Raw genomic sequence first — 15,393 nt, 5'->3', positions numbered from 1 at the left:
GGCCCCAAGGGCCGCCCCTGCCTGGCTGGAGGTTATATCGGGTTCCGCGTGATACGCGGCGCTGTAGGGGCGGGGCTTGTCCCCGCCCGCCGGTCTGACCGGGGTACATCCCGCCTCCAATACATAAAAAACTGATATTTACAGTTTATTCACATTAAAGACACGATTTAGTCTTATTTACACGGTATGATACAGACAGATTCAGAGATGAATCGAATGAGACCATCCTCCCAAACCAATTCCTCTCTTATCCCTCTCCAACACCTTTGCAAGACACACAACACACACCCGAAAAGCCCCCGCCGGCCAAAGGCCGGGGCTTTTCGGTGTTTTTGGGAAAAAGGCTTGACTTGGAGTGTACTCCAGGGAGTAAGGTAAACTGAAATCAATGTATGGGAGTGACATTTCGTGATCTACAAGGACTTTCAAAACCTGCGCCTGCCCATGCTGGGCTTCGGCAGCATGCGGCTGCCTCTGCTGCCCGGCGGTGGGGACGGCGACGTGGACGAGGCGGCGGTGGCCGAGATGGTGGCTCTGGCCATGGAGCGGGGGGCCAACTACTTTGACACGGCCTATGGCTATCACAACGGAAATTCCGAGCGGGTGATGGGCCGCGCGCTGTCCCGCTACCCGCGGGAGAGCTGGCTCCTGGCCTCCAAATTCCCCGGCTACGACGTGTCCAACATCCGGTCGGACAGGGTGGAGGCCATCTTCGAGGAGCAGCTGGAGAAGTGCGGCGTGGACTACTTCGACTTCTACCTCTTTCACAACGTATACGAGCGCAACGTGGGCCCCTATCTGGACCCGGCCAACCGCGTGCTGGAGTACCTGCTCCGCCAGAAGGAGGCCGGGCGCATCCGGCACCTGGGCTTCTCCGCCCACGGCTCCCTGGCGGTGATCCAGCGCTTCCTAGACGCCTATGGGGAATACATGGAGTTCGGCCAGCTCCAGCTCAACTACCTGGACTGGGACTTCCAGGGCGCCAGGGCCAAGGCGGAGGAGCTGAACCGCCGCCATATCCCCATCTGGGTGATGGAGCCCCTGCGGGGCGGGCGGCTGGCCAGGCTGTCCGACGGGGACGCCGCCCGCCTGGCCGTCCTGCGGCCGGAGGAGAGCATGCCGGGCTGGGCCTTCCGCTTCCTCCAGGGGGTGCCCGGCGTGACTATGGTGCTCTCCGGCATGTCCAGCCTGGAGCAGCTACGGGCCAACCTGGACACCTTCGAAACCGACCGGCCTCTGAGTGAGGCTGAAAAGGCCGCCCTGCTGGATGTGGCCGCCGGAATGGTGCGGGAGCAGGTGCTGCCCTGCACCGCCTGCCGCTACTGCGTGGACCACTGCCCCCGGCACCTGGACATCCCCGGCCTGCTGGCCCTCTACAACGAGCACACCTTCACCGGCGGCGGCTTCATCGCCCCCATGGCGGTGGAGGCCCTGCCGGAGGAGAAGCGGCCCGCCGCCTGCATCGGCTGCCGGAGCTGCGAGGCGGTGTGCCCCCAGCAGCTCAAAATCTCCGAGGCTATGGCCGACTTCTCCCGCAAGCTGGGGTAAATCCCCGGGGCGGGCGTTGCAATCCACCGCGGTTTGGGGTATCATAAAGGCACAGACCATGATACGCCATAAGGAGGCGCCTTTCTATGCGCGATGGATTCATCAAGGTGGCCGCCGGCACGCCCCAGATCCGGGTGGCCGACTGCCGCTACAACGCCGAACAGATTTTCACCCTCATGCGGGAGGCCGATAAGCAGGGGGTGCGGGTGCTGGCCCTGCCCGAGCTGTGCCTCACCGGCTACACCTGCGGCGACCTGTTCCTCCAGGATACCCTGCTGCGGGGCGCGGAGGAGGGGCTGGCCACCATCCTGGAGGCCACCAAGCACCTGGATATGCTCACCGCGCTGGGCCTGCCGGTGAAAAACCCCTGGGACGGAAAGCTCTACAACTGCGCGGCCGCCATTCACCGGGGGGAGATCCTGGGCCTGGTACCCAAGACCTGGCTGCCCAATTACGGGGAGTTCTATGAGCAGCGGTGGTTCGCCTCCGGCAAGGATCTGGACGTCACGCTGGAGCTGTGCGGCCAGCAGGTCAGCCTGTGTAGCAGGCAGCTCTGGGCCTGCGATACCATGCCCGGGCTGGTGGTGGGAGTGGAGATCTGCGAGGATCTGTGGGCCTCCACGCCCCCCTCCGTGGCCCTGGCCGAGGCGGGGGCCACCGTTATCCTCAACCTGTCCGCCTCCGACGAGCTGGTGGGCAAGGCCGAGTACCGCCGCCGGCTGGTGTGCGGCCAGTCCGCCCGGCTGGTGTGCGGCTATGTCTACGCCAACGCCGGGGAGGGGGAGTCCACCACAGACCTGGTCTTCAACGGCCATGACATCGTGGCTGAGAACGGCGCCCTGCTGGCCGAGCGGCGGTTTGCCACCGGACTCACCGTCAGTGAGATCGACGTGCAGCGCCTGGCCTATGAACGGCGGCGGATGAATACCTTCGGCGCTCCGGAGCGGGACCCCATGGCGGAGGCCCACTGCCTGGGGGTATGCCGGGTATCCTTCACCCTGGAGCCGTGCACCACCACCCTCACCCGCCATGTCAACCCCCTGCCCTTCGTCCCGGAGGACGGCACCGAGTGCAGCGAACACTGCGACGAGATCATCCTCCTGGCGGCGCTGGGCCTCAAAAAGCGCATGGAGCACAGCGGCGCACAGGCGGCGGTGGTGGGCCTGTCCGGCGGGCTGGACTCCACCCTGGCCATCCTCATCACCAGCGTGGCCATGCGCCTGATGGACCGGCCGGCCAGCGACATGATTGCCGTCACCATGCCCTGCTTCGGCACCACCGAGCGCACCCGGGACAACGCCGTGGAGCTGGCCGAGCGGCTGGGGGCCACCCTCAGGCGCATCGACATCGGCGCGGCGGTTCGACAGCACTTCAAGGACATTGGCCAGTCCATGGACGACCATGATGTGACCTTTGAGAACAGCCAGGCCCGGGAGCGCACCCAGGTGCTCATGGACGTGGCCAACCAGTGCGGCGGACTGGTGGTGGGTACCGGAGACCTCTCTGAGCTGGCCCTGGGCTGGGCCACCTACAACGGCGACCACATGAGCATGTACAGTGTCAATGCCTCCATCCCCAAGACCCTGGTGCGCCGTCTGGTGTCCTATGTGGCCGGGGACAAGGCGGAGGAGGACGAGGCCCTCTCCCATGTGCTCAGTGATATCCTGGACACCCCCGTTTCCCCCGAACTCCTGCCCGCCATCGAGGGGCAGATCGCCCAGAAGACCGAGGATCTGGTGGGCCCCTACGAGCTGCACGACTTCTTCCTCTACTATGCCATCCGCTGGGCCTTCCCGCCCCGGAAGGTCCTCCGGCTGGCTGAGCACGCCTTCGGCCGCACCTACCCCCGGGCCGTCGTGCTCCAGTGGCTGCGTACCTTCTACCGCCGCTTCTTCGCCCAGCAGTTCAAGCGCTCCTGCCTGCCTGACGGACCCAAGGTGGGCTCGGTCAGCCTCTCTCCCAGGGGCGACTGGCGCATGCCCTCCGACGCCGTGGCGGCCCTGTGGCTGGAGGAGCTGGAGGGGCTGGAGTGAGATGCGCTGCATGGGGCGCCAGCCGCCCGCGAGCGGGGGTGAGCCGCGCCTTTGGCGCGTCCAAGCGTTTTGGCGCAGCCAAAACCTTGCCGCAGGCGGGATTGATTCCCACCGAGGATGATGGAAATACAGGGGTCCCCATGGAAGCGCGCTTCCATGGGGCGGAACTGGAGGGGCTGGAGTGACGTGAACATCTATGCCGACCTGTTTTTGACCTTTGCCAAAATCGGGGTTTGCACCTTCGGCGGGGGATATGCCATGCTGCCCATCCTCCAGCGGGAGCTGGTGGAGAAGCGGGGCTGGGCCACGGAGGAGGAGCTCTCCGACTACTTCGCCATCGGCCAGTGTACCCCTGGCATCATCGCCGTCAACACCGCCACATTTGTGGGGCACAGCCGGAAGGGAGCGGCGGGGGGCGTGGTGGCCACCCTGGGACTGGTGTTCCCCTGCCTGGTCATCATCATGCTCATCGCCGCCTTCCTCCAGAACTTTGCCGAGCAGCCCGTGGTGGTGGACGCCTTCAACGGCGTGCGGGCCTGCGTGTGCGCCCTGATCCTGTCCAGCGTGCTCAAGCTGCGCAAGAGCACGGTGGTGGACGGGGCGACGGCGGGCGTCTTCGCGGTGGTGCTGGTGCTGGCGGTGCTCGGCAGCTTTGTGTCCTTCCCGGCCGGGTGGGCGGGGAGTGTGCTCAGCTTTCTCTGTTCCCCCGTGGTGCTGGTGGTGGCCGCAGGCGTGGCCGGACTGTGCATCCGGGCGGCGAAGGGAGGGCTGCGGCCGTGATCTACCTTCAGCTCTTCTTCGAGTTTTTCAAGGCGGGGCTGTTTGCCATCGGCGGCGGCCTGGCCACCATCCCCTTCCTCACCGACATCGGGCAGCGCACCGGCTGGTTCACCTCCGGAGAGCTGGCCAACATGATCGCCATCTCCGAGTCCACCCCCGGCCCCATGGGGGTGAACATGGCCACCTACGTGGGCTTCCACACCGGCGGCATCGCGGGGGGCGTTATCGCCACCCTGGGCCTGGTGTGCCCCTCCATCCTCGTCATCCTGGTCATCGCGGGCTTTTTGAAGAAGTTCCGGGAGAGCCGGGGGGTGGACGCGGTGTTCTACGGCATCCGCCCCGCCTCCACCGCCCTTATCGCCGCGGCGCTGGCGGAGGTTTGCTCCATCGCCCTGCTGAATCTGAGCGCCTTCCAGACCGGCGGCGCGGCGGTCCTGTTCCAGTGGAAGGGGATCGCCCTGGCGGCGGCCATCTTCGTGTGCCTCCAGGTGAAGCCCCTGAAAAAACTCCACCCCATCGTGTTCATCGCCGCCTCGGCGGTGATCGGCGCGGTCTTCCAGTTCTAAAAAAATCCCGTGCGGTGTGTGCCGCACGGGATTTTCTGGTTTATTCCGCAGGGGAGGCCACCAGGAAGAGGAAGTCGCTGCCGCCCTCCTCCTCCGGGAAAGCGCCGTACATGGAGAAGTTATACAGGAAGCGCTCCGCCATCAGCACGCCGTAGCCGTCCTGACAGTGGTCGGTGGTGTCGTAGGGGTCGGCCACGATGAACACGTCGTCCTGCTGGGTCTCGGTGCCCATGGTGTCGTAGCCGATGATCACCTGCCAGTGTCCGCCCCAGTCGTTCCAGCAGACCATGACCGGCTTGCCCTCGGCCAGCCAGCCCTGGATGGTGTCCATCCAGACCTCGGAGGAGGGGTCCTCGTAGTCCAGATTGGTGGTATAGGTAAATCCGCCCACGCCGTCAAAGATATCCATGGCCTGCCGCAGGGTGGTGCCGGGGTAGCCGGCCAGCCCGGTGCCCTCCAGGGAGTGGCGCAGGGCGGCCAGGCTCTCCTCGTTCCAGTCGCCCAGCCGGTCATACCAGTTGAGCACCATCAGGGTGCTGGTGACGCCGCAGGCCCATTCGCTGGTCTGCTGCATGGTCTGGAAGCCGGTCAGGATCGTGAGGGTGTCGCTGGACTGCATGTGGTAGTAGTCGGGGTGGGCAAAGTAGGGGGAGTCCGCGTGGTCGCCCAGCCGCTCCACGGAGTCGGCGCCGTCCTCGGGGGAGAGATCCACGGCATGGGGGATCTTCATCTCGTCGGTAAAGGCGGCGCTCTGCGCCGCGCTCGGTGTGGCATCCGCAGGGGATGTTTGGGCCGCCCCAGTCGGCTGGCTCCCGCCCGTCGTGTCGGCACAGCCGGCCAGAAGGCCGCCCGCCAGGGTGAGGCTCAGCGCCAGAGTGACTTGTTGTTTCATTTCTCGATCTCCTTCAATGTCCGATTCTGCGCATTGCGCAGTGAGTGACATTATAGGGAAAGAAGGCGAAAGATGCAAGCATAAATTTTGAGGGCCCCAAAGGGGCCCTCAAAGGGGTCAGGGCAACACGCAGCGGTCACCCCGGTCGATATAGTGGGCGTCGGACCGGAGAGTCAGCCCCTCCGGTCCCGCGCCGCCGGGCAGGTAGAAGCGGATGCCCTCTATCCGCACGTCGGCGGGGCCGTCCTCATGGTGGGGCGGCACGGTATAGAGCCGCGTGCCCCGGAGCTGTTCGCCCTCCAGAAGCTCCACCGCCAGGGCCACCCGCCGCTCGGGCAGGATATCCGACAGGCACAGGGAGCACTCCACAATCTGACCGCCCCCCACCTCCAGAGTGCCCAGCGCACAGACGAGGAGCCCGCCCTCCGGCTCCAGCCGGTATTCCAACATGGTCAGCACCTCCTTCATACGGCATGGCAGCCGTATGTACCAAGAAGCGCGGAGGCGCGGGGCGCAGGCGGGTAAGACCCAAAGCGGAGCGAACGGACCGGAGGGCCCGAAGGGGCCGCAGGCCGGCTTGCACAGTCGGAGGGTCTTAGACGCCGTCGCGCAGCCGCCGCAGCGTGACAAGAAGCGCGGAGGCGCGGGGCGCAGGCGAAACCGCAGCGGCTATGCCCCGCGGAGGGCCGGGCGGCCCCCTAGAATCCTATGCTCACCGGACCTGTCCGGTGCCGTAGATTACATATTTGGAGCTGGTCAGCTCCTCCAGGCCCATGGGGCCCCGGGCATGCATTTTTTGGGTGGAGATGCCGATCTCCGCCCCCAGGCCGAACTCGAAGCCGTCGGTGAAGCGGGTGGAGGCGTTGACGTACACCGCCGCGGCGTCCACCTCGTCCAGGAAGCGCTGGGCGGCAAAGTAGTCGGCGGTGACGATGGCCTCGGAGTGGCCGGTGCCGTGGGAGGCGATGAAGTCCACCGCCTCGTCAAAGCCGGATACCACCTTGACGGCCAGGATGTAGTCGCCGAACTCGGTGTCCCAGTCGGCCTCGGCGGCGGGCTTGACCCAGTCCCCCAGGATGGCCCGGGTTTCCGGGCAGCCCCTCAGCTCCACGCCCTTGGTTTGGAGCAGCTCCCACGCCAGGGGCAGGAAGTCCCGCGCCGCTGCCCGGTCCACCAGCACGCACTCGGCGGCGTTGCACACCGAGGGGCGGGAGGTCTTGGCGTTGTGGAGGATGCGGGCCGCCATGTCCAGGTCGGCCCTCTCGTGGACGTAGATGTGGCACACCCCCACGCCAGTCTGGATGACCGGCACCCGAGCGTTCTCCACCACGCTGCGGATCAGCCCCGCCCCGCCCCGGGGGATGAGCACGTCCAGGTACTCCGTCAGGCCCATCAGCTCGTTGGCGCTCTCCCGGCTGGTATCGGCCACCAGGGCCACGCAGTCCCGGGGCAGGCAGGCCTCCTCCAGGGCGTCCCGCAGGACGGCCACAAAGGCCTGGTTGGAGCGGAAGGCCTCCTTGCCGCCCCGGAGGAGCGCCGCGTTGCCCGACTTGAGGCAGAGGGCTGCGGCGTCCACCGTCACGTTGGGCCGGGCCTCATAGATGATGCCGATCACCCCCAGGGGCACCCGGCGCTTTCCGATGGTCAGCCCATTGGGCCGGGTGTCCATTTTGGTCATCGCCCCGATGGGATCGGGGAGGGCGGCCACCTGCCGCACCCCCTCCACAATGCCGGCGATGCGGCCCTCGTCCAGCGCCAGCCGGTCCAGCAGGGCTGGGCGGAGTCCGGCGGCCCTGGCCGCCTCCAGATCTGCGGCGTTGGCCGCCAGAATCTCCCCCTGCCGGGCCTCGATGGCCCCCGCGGCCGCCTCCAGAGCGGCGTTTTTCCTGGCGGTACCCGCCACGGCCAGCGCCCGGGCCGCGCGCTTGGCCGCCAGACCCTGGGTCTCCAGTACAGTCATGGGATTCCTCCTTCTTTTCTATTGCAGCGCGCCCCGCCGGGCAGAAAAGCGGGTGCCCACGTTCTTCCCCTCCACGATGTCGTAGAGGGCCTCCATCCGCGCCCCGTTGGCGATGACCATGTCCACCCCCGCCTCCAGGCAGAGCTGGGCGGCGTTGAGCTTGGTGGCCATGCCGCCGGTGCCGCGCCAGGTGCCCGCACCGCCGGCCATGGCCCGCAGCTCCGGGGTGATGGCCTCCACCTGGTGGATCAGCCGGGCGTCGGGGTGGGTGCGGGGGTCGGCGTCATACAGTCCGTTGATGTCGCTGAACAGCACCAGCAGGCCCGCGCCGCACAGCCGGGCCACGATGGCGGACAGGGTGTCGTTGTCGCCCAGCACCTTGCACTGGCCGGTTTCGATCTCCGCTGACGACACCGAGTCGTTCTCATTGACCACCGGGATCACCCCCAGCTCCAGCAGGGCCTCAAAGGTGTTGTGCAGATGCTCCGAGCGGACGGGGGACTCCACGTCCTCGCCGGTGAGGAGGATTTGGGCCACCGTCCGGTTGTACTCGGCAAAGAGCTTGTCATAGATGTGCATCATCCTGCACTGGCCCACGGCGGCGGCGGCCTGCTTCATCCGCAGCTCGGTGGGGCGCTCCCCCAGCCGCAGCTTTTTGGTGCCGATGCCGATGGCGCCGGAGGACACCAGGACGGGCTGATACCCCATGCCCTCCAGATCGGCCAATACACGGGCCAGATGCTCCATGTTTTGCAGGTTGAGGCTCCCGGTCTCCCGGGTGAGGGTGGATGTGCCCACCTTGACCACCAGCCTGCGCGGATTGCGCGGTTGTTTCACGTGCTTCACACTCCTCTTCCATTCGCCCTTCATCATAGCACATTTCACCGGCGCACGAAAGGGGCAATAAAAAGAAAAGGAAGGGGCTGCTTCCAGAAAGAAAACTGAATGTTTTAGCGCGTATTTACACATTTATGGTTGAAATCCTTGCTGTTTTGGAGTACAATAGCCTGCGCTGACCAAGTAGTAACCGGGAGGGGGAGACAGGGTGCTCAATATCGTGCTGTTTGAGCCAGAGATCCCCCAAAATACGGGGAATATCGCGCGCACATGCGCGGTGACCGGGACCCGGCTGCATCTCATCAAGCCCCTGGGCTTTGACATCAGCGACAAGGCGGTCAAGCGGGCCGGCCTGGACTACTGGCATCTGGTGGACGTGCGGGTATATGAAAACCTGGACGACTTCTTTCAGAAGACCGGCGCGGAGGATATCTGGCTGGCTACCACCAAGGCGCCCAGATCCTATACTGAGGCGGTTTTCCGGGACGAGTGCTACCTGGTTTTCGGAAAGGAGACCGCCGGCCTGCCCGAGGCATTCCGCAGAGCTCACGCCGACCGCTGTATCCGCATCCCAATCCGGGCGGAGGCCCGGTGCCTGAACTTATCCAACGCCGCGGCGATCCTCGCCTACGAGGCCCTGCGGCAGCTTGACTTTCCCGGCCTGACCGGGGAGGGCGCGATGAAAGGAGAGGCTCTATGAACTACAACAAGAAGACCGTAAAGGATATCGACGTAGCGGGCAAGAAGGTCCTGCTGCGCTGCGACTTCAATGTGCCCCAGGACAAGGCCACCGGCGCCATCACCGACGACAAGCGCATCGTGGCCGCCCTGCCCACCATCCAGTACCTGCTGGAGCAGAATGCGGCGGTGATCGCCTGCTCCCACCTGGGCAAACCCAAGGAGGGACCCGATCCCAAGTTCAGCCTGGCTCCTGTGGCCAAGCGCCTGAGCGAGCTGCTGGGCCGCGAGGTCATCATGGCCGCCGACGTGGTGGGCCCCGATGCCACCGCCAAGGCCGCCGTCCTGAAGCCCGGCCAGATCCTGCTGCTGGAGAACACCCGCTTTGAGAAGGGCGAGACCAAGAACGACCCCGAGCTGGCCAGGAAAATGGCGGCCATGGCCGACGTGTACGTGTCCGACGCCTTCGGCGCCGTGCACCGCGCCCACGCCTCCACCGCCGGCGTGGCAGCCTACCTGCCCGCCGTGTCCGGCTTCCTGATCCAGAAGGAGCTGGAGATCATGGGCGGCGCCCTGGCTAACCCCAAGCGCCCCCTGGTGGCGATCCTGGGCGGCTCCAAGGTGTCCTCCAAGATCGGCGTGATCAATCACCTGCTGGACATTGCCGACACCATCATCATCGGCGGCGGCATGTGCTATACCTTTGCCAAGGCCCAGGGCATCGGCGTGGGCAACTCCCTGCTGGAGGCCGACTGGCTGGACTACTGCCGGGAGATGATGCAGAAGGCCAAGGACAAGGGCGTCAAGCTGCTCCTGCCCGTGGACGGCGTGGCCGCCGCGGAGTTTTCCGCCGACGCCAAGCCGGTGGCCGTGGACGGCGCGGGTATCCCCGACGGCATGATGGGTATGGACATCGGTTCCAAGACCATCGCCCTGTATGCCGCGGCCGTGAAGGAGGCCGGCACCGTTATCTGGAACGGCCCCATGGGCGTGTTTGAGTTCCCCGCCTTTGCCGAGGGCACCCGGGCTGTGGCCCAGGCCCTGGCCGAGACCGACGCCATCACCATTGTGGGCGGCGGTGACTCCGCGGCCGCCGTGGCCCAGCTTGGCTACGCCGACAAAATGACCCACATCTCCACCGGCGGCGGCGCCTCCCTCGAGTTCCTGGAGGGCAAGGAGCTGCCCGGCGTGGCGTGCCTGCTGGATAAGTAAGACTTCCGTGCCGGGCAGCTCCTCCGCCGGGGCCCCCGCACGAGCCCAGCGGCTCCGCCGCGGGTCGTGTGGGGAAAAGGAGGCGCAGCGGAGGGAGCGAGCTTTCCCGTAAGGCGTGGAAGCGAGTGATCCAAAGCTTGCGCCGACGCGACCGGCGTGGCGTGCCTGCTGGATAAGTAAGAAAGAATCGCGGAGACGAGCGGAGCAGCCGCACAGCGAAGCCCGCAGACGAAAAAGCAGTTGCGCCGCAGGCGCAAGGTGTTTTTCGCGGAGGGGTGAGCAGTGCGGCGACCGCGCCGCCGCAGCAGCGTGACAACTTCCGTGCCGGGCAGCTCCTCCGCCGTGGCCCCGCACGAACCGCTGCGCTGGGGCCGCGCCGCCCCCTTATAGCTATTCCAAAATCGAAAGGATTGTTTGCCGTGAACCGCCGCTACCGTAAGACGATTATCGCTGGAAACTGGAAAATGAACAAAACCCTCTCCGAAACCCGTGCATTTGCCGAGGAGCTTAAGCCCCTGCTGGGCAGGCCCAACTGGTGCGAGGTAGTGCTGTGCGTGCCCTATGTGAATATCCAGGCCGCCGTGCGCCTGTTCAAAGAGTGCCGCGTCTCCATCGGCGCGGAGAACTGCCACTATGAGTCCCACGGCGCCTACACCGGTGAGGTGGCCCCTGAGATGCTGAAGGAGCTGGGCGTCAAGTATGTGGTGATCGGCCATTCCGAGCGCCGCCAATACTATAATGAAACTGATTTCACGGTAAACAAGAAGGTGCACGCCGCCCTGGAGGCGGGCCTGTACCCCATCGTGTGCGTGGGCGAGAGCCTGGAGCAGCGGGAGCTGGGCGTGACCATGGATCTCATCTCCTACCAGGTGAAGGCCGCCCTGTCCGGCGTGCCCGCCGAGAAGATGCGCCACGTGGTTATCGCCTATGAGCCCATCTGGGCCATCGGCACCGGCAAGACCGCCACCGCCGAGCAGGCCGGCGAGGTCTGCGAGGCCATCCGCACCGTCATCCGCAAGCAGTACGGCGCCCGCGTGGCCCGCTCCGTCACCATCCAGTACGGCGGTTCCATGAATGCAAAGAACGCCCATGAGCTGCTGGCCCAGCCCGACGTGGACGGCGGCCTGATCGGCGGCGCCAGCCTGAAGGCCCCCGACTTCGTGGAGATCGTGAACGCGGCCAACCAGGAGTAACGCCGTCCGCGTCGGGCGGCGGTTCGGGAACCCAACGAGAGCTCAGCGCAGCACCCGCAAGGGGTACGCCGTATTGTAAGGCGGCAAAGCCGCCGACGGCGATACAGCGGGTCTCGTTGGGAGAGGAGGAGCAAGGAAGCGGAGTGAAATGTTCGCCGGGAGGCGGAAATGGAGCGGAGCGGACTTTGCGACGGCGAGGACGGCGGTCTGATCGGCGGCGCGTCTCTGAAGGCCCCGGACTTTGTGGAGATCGTGAACGCGGCCAACCAGGAGTAAGAAGTGCGGAGGGCAGGCGTACAGGGGAGTTAAGGCAGGGCGCAGACGAAAAAACAGGCGACGGGCGATAGCCTGGAGCGGTATTTTTCGCGCAGCCCGGACTTAACGATTCGGACATGCGCCCAACCCGCAGCGTGACAGCGAGAAGCGCAGGGCCGCCCGCGCCCGTCTCCGTTTTGGAAAGAGAAGAAGAGATTCGAGGTTATTATGAGTAAGACACCGACTACCCTGATCATTATGGATGGCTTCGGCGTATGGGACGAGCGGGCTGGCAACGCCATCGCCGCGGCCCGCACGCCGAACCTGGACAAGATTTTTGCGGAAAACCCCGGCTGCCGCCTGTCCGCCTCCGGGCTGGACGTGGGTCTTCCCGAGGGCCAGATGGGCAACTCCGAGGTGGGGCACACCAACATCGGCGCCGGCCGGGTGGTGTTCCAGGATCTGCCCCGCATCAGCCGCGCCATTGAGGACGGCAGCTTCTTTGAGAACGAGGCCTATATCGAGGCCATGGACGACTGCAAGGAGCGGGACGGTGCACTCCACCTGATGGGGCTTCTGTCCGACGGCGGCGTGCACAGCCACATCACCCACCTGTTCGCCCTGCTGGAGATGGCCAAAAAGCGGGGATTAGGCCGGGTGTATGTCCACTGCTTCCTGGACGGCCGGGACGTGCCCCCCGCTTCCGGCAAGGGCTATGTGGAAAAGCTGGTGGAAAAGTGCAAAGAGGTGGGCGTGGGCCAGGTGGCCACCGTCATGGGCCGCTACTACGCCATGGACCGGGACAAGCGCTGGGACCGGGTGCAGCGGGCCTACGACGCCATGACCCGGGGTGAGGGCGTGCAGAATCCCGACCCGGTGGACGCGGTACAGAGGTCCTATGATGCCGGGGTGACCGATGAGTTCGTGGAGCCCGTGGTGTGCACCAAGGACGGCAAGGTGAAGGAGGGCGACTCCATCATCTTTATCAACTTCCGCCCCGACCGGGCGCGGGAGATCACCCGCTGCTTTGTGGACCCCGCCTTCACCGACGTGGAGCGCAAAAAGGGCTACTTCCCGGTGACCTATGTGTGTACTACCGAGTATGACGCGACCATGCCCAACGTGCTGGTGGCCTTCCCCCACCGGGAGCTGACCAATATCTTCGGTGAGTATATCGCCCGCCAGGGCTATACTCAGCTCCGCATTGCCGAGACGGAGAAGTACGCCCATGTGACTTTCTTCTTCAACGGCGGTGCCGAGCAGGTGTTCCCGGGCGAGGACCGCTGTCTGATCCCCTCCCCCAAGGTGGCCACCTATGATCTCCAGCCGGAGATGAGCGCCCCCGAGGTCACCGAGGAGGCCGTCAAGCGCATTGAGAGTGGCAATTACGATGTGATCATCCTCAACTTCGCCAACTGCGACATGGTGGGCCACACCGGCGTGTTCGAGGCCGCCGTCAAGGCCGTGGAGGCCGTGGACGCGGGGGTGGGCAAGGTGGTGGAGGCTACCTCCCGGATGGGCGGCGTGTCCCTCATCACCGCCGACCACGGCAACGCCGAGCGGATGCTGGACGCTGACGGCACGACCCCCTACACCGCCCACACCACCAACCTGGTGCCCTTCTATATTGTGGGCGCCGATGTCAAGCTGCGGGACGGCCGCCTAGCCGACATCGCCCCTACCATGTTGGATCTGATGGGCCTGGAAAAGCCCGCCGAGATGGACGGGGAGACGCTGATTCTGAATTAAGGGCTTTTCCAGGCCCATCCCCGCCACAGGCGGGCGGCGCTGTGCGCCGTCCAAGTGTTTTGGCCGTCGGCCAAAACCTTGATGCCGGGGCAATTCACTTGCCCCGGGCAGATAAAAAGACCCGGGGCCCCCGCGCGGCGGGCGGGGGGGGGTATCTGGAGAAGCCTGCCGAGATGGATGGGGAGACGCTGATTGTCAACTGACCTTCCCGTTTAAGGGAATGGCGGCGAAGCGGTAACCGGCGGGGATGAACCCCCGCCCTACCATAGAGCCCCGGCGGGCCGGAGCCCGCCCCCCACACAAAATACCCCTGTAGGCGGGAGCAGACTCCCGCCGCCAATACGAAAGGAGTTTTCATCATGAAGCAGATCATTGAGATCGTTGACGTGCTGGGCCGCGAGATCCTGGACAGTCGCGGCAATCCCACCGTTGAGGTGGAGGTCTACCTGGAGGACGGCACCGTCGGCCGCGCCGCCGTGCCCTCCGGCGCCTCCACCGGCATCTATGAGGCCTGCGAGCTCCGCGACGGCGACAAGAGCCGTTACCTGGGCAAGGGCGTGCTCACCGCCGTGAAGAACGTGAACACCGACATCGCCGAGTGCCTGGTGGGCATGAACGTGCTGGATCAGACCGCCATCGACAAGGCCCTCATCGAGCTGGACGGCACCCCCAACAAGACCAAGCTGGGCGCCAACGCCATCCTGGGCGCTTCCCTGGCCTGCGCCAAGGCGGCGGCCGAGGCCCTGGGCACCTCCCTGTACAACTATATCGGCGGCGCCAACGCCAAGATTCTGCCCGTGCCCATGATGAACATTCTTAACGGCGGCGCTCACGCCACCAACAACGTGGAGATCCAGGAGTTCATGATCATGCCTGTGGGCGCCTGTTGCTTCCGCGAGGCCCTGCGCATGTGCGCCGAGGTGTTCCACACCCTGAAGAACGTCCTGAAGGAGAACGGCACCCCCGCCGCCGGCGTGGGCGACGAGGGCGGCTACGCCCCCAACCTGAAGAAGGATGAGGATGCCCTGAAGGTCATCGTCAAGGCCATCGAGGAGGCCGGCTACAAGCCCGGCGAGGACTTCAAGATCGCCATCGACGCCGCCTCCTCCGAGTGGTGGAACGAGGAGGAGAAGTGCTATATCCAGCCCAAGTCCGGCAAGAAGCTGACCCAGCAGCAGCTGGTCAACATGTGGAAGAAGTTTGCCGACACCTACCCCATCGTCTCCCTGGAGGACGGCATGGCCGAGACCGACTGGGAGGGCTGGGCCATGCTCACCAAGGCCATCGGCGACCGCGTCCAGCTGGTGGGCGACGACCTGTTCGTCACCAACACCGAGCGGCTCAAGACCGGCATTGAGAAGAAGGTGGGCAACGCCATCCTCATCAAGGTCAACCAGATCGGCACCCTGACCGAGACCCTGGACGCCATCCAGATGGCCAACCGGGCCGGCTACACCGCCATCGTGTCCCACCGCTCCGGCGAGACCGAGGACGCCACCATCGCCGACATCGCCGTGGCCGTCAACGCCGGCCAGATTAAGACCGGCGCTCCCAGCCGCACCGACCGCGTGGCCAAGTACAATCAGCTGCTCCGCATCGAGGAGGAGCTGGGCGACGTGGCGCAGTACCTGGGTATGGACGCTTTCTTCAACCTCAAATAAACGAAGGAACCGCAAGGGGGGGGGGGGGG

Annotated in this window: 13 protein-coding genes and 1 pseudogene; 10 read left to right on the top strand and 4 right to left on the bottom strand. The window is 65.5% G+C overall.

Annotated elements, in window-relative coordinates:
- Nucleotides 1–408: 408 nt before the first annotated feature.
- The 4 genes from ACESY8_RS18235 (at nucleotide 409) to ACESY8_RS18220 (ending at nucleotide 4,927) form a co-directional block, all read left to right on the top strand.
- The gene (locus ACESY8_RS18235; RefSeq protein ID WP_054339090.1) at nucleotides 409–1,548 is read left to right on the top strand and encodes an aldo/keto reductase; all 1,140 of its coding nucleotides are present in this window, start codon (nucleotides 409–411) and stop codon (nucleotides 1,546–1,548) included.
- Nucleotides 1,549–1,634: 86 nt separating this feature from the next.
- Nucleotides 1,635–3,581, top strand: coding sequence for an NAD(+) synthase (locus ACESY8_RS18230; protein WP_054339091.1), 1,947 nt, complete (start codon nucleotides 1,635–1,637; stop codon nucleotides 3,579–3,581).
- Nucleotides 3,582–3,737: 156 nt separating this feature from the next.
- On the top strand, nucleotides 3,738–4,361 hold the full coding sequence (locus ACESY8_RS18225; RefSeq protein ID WP_498794916.1) for a chromate transporter: 624 nt from the start codon (nucleotides 3,738–3,740) through the stop codon (nucleotides 4,359–4,361).
- On the top strand, nucleotides 4,358–4,927 hold the full coding sequence (locus ACESY8_RS18220; protein WP_054339093.1) for a chromate transporter: 570 nt from the start codon (nucleotides 4,358–4,360) through the stop codon (nucleotides 4,925–4,927). The genes ACESY8_RS18225 and ACESY8_RS18220 overlap by 4 nt, the downstream gene beginning before the upstream one ends.
- 40 nt (nucleotides 4,928–4,967) lie before the next feature.
- Here the strand turns inward: ACESY8_RS18220 and ACESY8_RS18215 are convergent, their stop codons facing one another.
- The 4 genes from ACESY8_RS18215 to proB form a co-directional block, all read right to left on the bottom strand.
- On the bottom strand, nucleotides 4,968–5,819 hold the full coding sequence (locus ACESY8_RS18215) for a C39 family peptidase (RefSeq protein WP_498794915.1): 852 nt from the start codon (nucleotides 5,817–5,819) through the stop codon (nucleotides 4,968–4,970).
- Between the two features lie 117 nt (nucleotides 5,820–5,936).
- The gene (locus ACESY8_RS18210) at nucleotides 5,937–6,269 is read right to left on the bottom strand and encodes a hypothetical protein (protein WP_009258104.1); all 333 of its coding nucleotides are present in this window, start codon (nucleotides 6,267–6,269) and stop codon (nucleotides 5,937–5,939) included.
- Between the two features lie 262 nt (nucleotides 6,270–6,531).
- A complete protein-coding gene (locus tag ACESY8_RS18205; RefSeq protein WP_498794914.1) occupies nucleotides 6,532–7,779 on the bottom strand; it encodes a glutamate-5-semialdehyde dehydrogenase in 1,248 nt (415 codons plus the stop codon).
- 18 nt (nucleotides 7,780–7,797) lie between these two features.
- A complete protein-coding gene (gene proB / locus ACESY8_RS18200; RefSeq protein ID WP_054339095.1) occupies nucleotides 7,798–8,652 on the bottom strand; it encodes a glutamate 5-kinase in 855 nt (284 codons plus the stop codon).
- Between the two features lie 172 nt (nucleotides 8,653–8,824).
- Here proB and ACESY8_RS18195 point away from each other — a divergent pair, with 172 nt between their 5' ends.
- The 6 genes and pseudogenes from ACESY8_RS18195 (at nucleotide 8,825) to eno (ending at nucleotide 15,364) form a co-directional block, all read left to right on the top strand.
- Nucleotides 8,825–9,316: a tRNA (cytidine(34)-2'-O)-methyltransferase gene (locus tag ACESY8_RS18195; protein ID WP_007494798.1), complete on the top strand. Its 492-nt coding sequence runs from the start codon at nucleotides 8,825–8,827 to the stop codon at nucleotides 9,314–9,316.
- Entirely contained in the window at nucleotides 9,313–10,506 is a 1,194-nt protein-coding gene (locus ACESY8_RS18190; protein ID WP_054339096.1) for a phosphoglycerate kinase, read from the top strand. Before ACESY8_RS18195 ends, ACESY8_RS18190 begins: the two co-directional genes overlap by 4 nt.
- A gap of 419 nt (nucleotides 10,507–10,925) precedes the next feature.
- Nucleotides 10,926–11,699, top strand: coding sequence for a triose-phosphate isomerase (gene tpiA / locus ACESY8_RS18185; protein ID WP_054339097.1), 774 nt, complete (start codon nucleotides 10,926–10,928; stop codon nucleotides 11,697–11,699).
- 198 nt (nucleotides 11,700–11,897) lie between these two features.
- A pseudogene (locus tag ACESY8_RS18180) lies at nucleotides 11,898–11,975 on the top strand (triose-phosphate isomerase); the annotation flags it as partial.
- A gap of 207 nt (nucleotides 11,976–12,182) precedes the next feature.
- Nucleotides 12,183–13,703 (top strand): 2,3-bisphosphoglycerate-independent phosphoglycerate mutase, encoded by a 1,521-nt coding sequence (gene gpmI / locus ACESY8_RS18175; protein ID WP_021633322.1) that lies wholly within the window; start codon nucleotides 12,183–12,185, stop codon nucleotides 13,701–13,703.
- Between the two features lie 359 nt (nucleotides 13,704–14,062).
- Nucleotides 14,063–15,364, top strand: coding sequence for a phosphopyruvate hydratase (gene eno, locus ACESY8_RS18170; RefSeq protein ID WP_007494808.1), 1,302 nt, complete (start codon nucleotides 14,063–14,065; stop codon nucleotides 15,362–15,364).
- Nucleotides 15,365–15,393 lie beyond the last annotated feature (29 nt).

This window comes from Clostridium sp. ATCC BAA-442 (genome assembly GCF_964239415.1).
Lineage (GTDB): Bacteria > Bacillota > Clostridia > Oscillospirales > Oscillospiraceae > Flavonifractor > Flavonifractor plautii.
Note: the sequence above shows the minus strand (reverse complement) of the source record. Positions and strands in the feature narration are given on the sequence as shown.

Coding starts and splice junctions, on each gene's coding strand:
- ACESY8_RS18230 (WP_054339091.1), top strand. CDS start 1,635: ATGCGCGATGGATTCATCAAGGTGGCCGCCGGCACGCCCCAGATCCGG.
- ACESY8_RS18225 (WP_498794916.1), top strand. CDS start 3,738: ATGGGGCGGAACTGGAGGGGCTGGAGTGACGTGAACATCTATGCCGAC.
- ACESY8_RS18215 (WP_498794915.1), bottom strand. CDS start 5,819: ATGAAACAACAAGTCACTCTGGCGCTGAGCCTCACCCTGGCGGGCGGC.
- ACESY8_RS18210 (WP_009258104.1), bottom strand. CDS start 6,269: ATGTTGGAATACCGGCTGGAGCCGGAGGGCGGGCTCCTCGTCTGTGCG.
- ACESY8_RS18205 (WP_498794914.1), bottom strand. CDS start 7,779: ATGACTGTACTGGAGACCCAGGGTCTGGCGGCCAAGCGCGCGGCCCGG.
- proB (WP_054339095.1), bottom strand. CDS start 8,652: ATGATGAAGGGCGAATGGAAGAGGAGTGTGAAGCACGTGAAACAACCG.
- ACESY8_RS18190 (WP_054339096.1), top strand. CDS start 9,313: ATGAACTACAACAAGAAGACCGTAAAGGATATCGACGTAGCGGGCAAG.
- gpmI (WP_021633322.1), top strand. CDS start 12,183: ATGAGTAAGACACCGACTACCCTGATCATTATGGATGGCTTCGGCGTA.
- eno (WP_007494808.1), top strand. CDS start 14,063: ATGAAGCAGATCATTGAGATCGTTGACGTGCTGGGCCGCGAGATCCTG.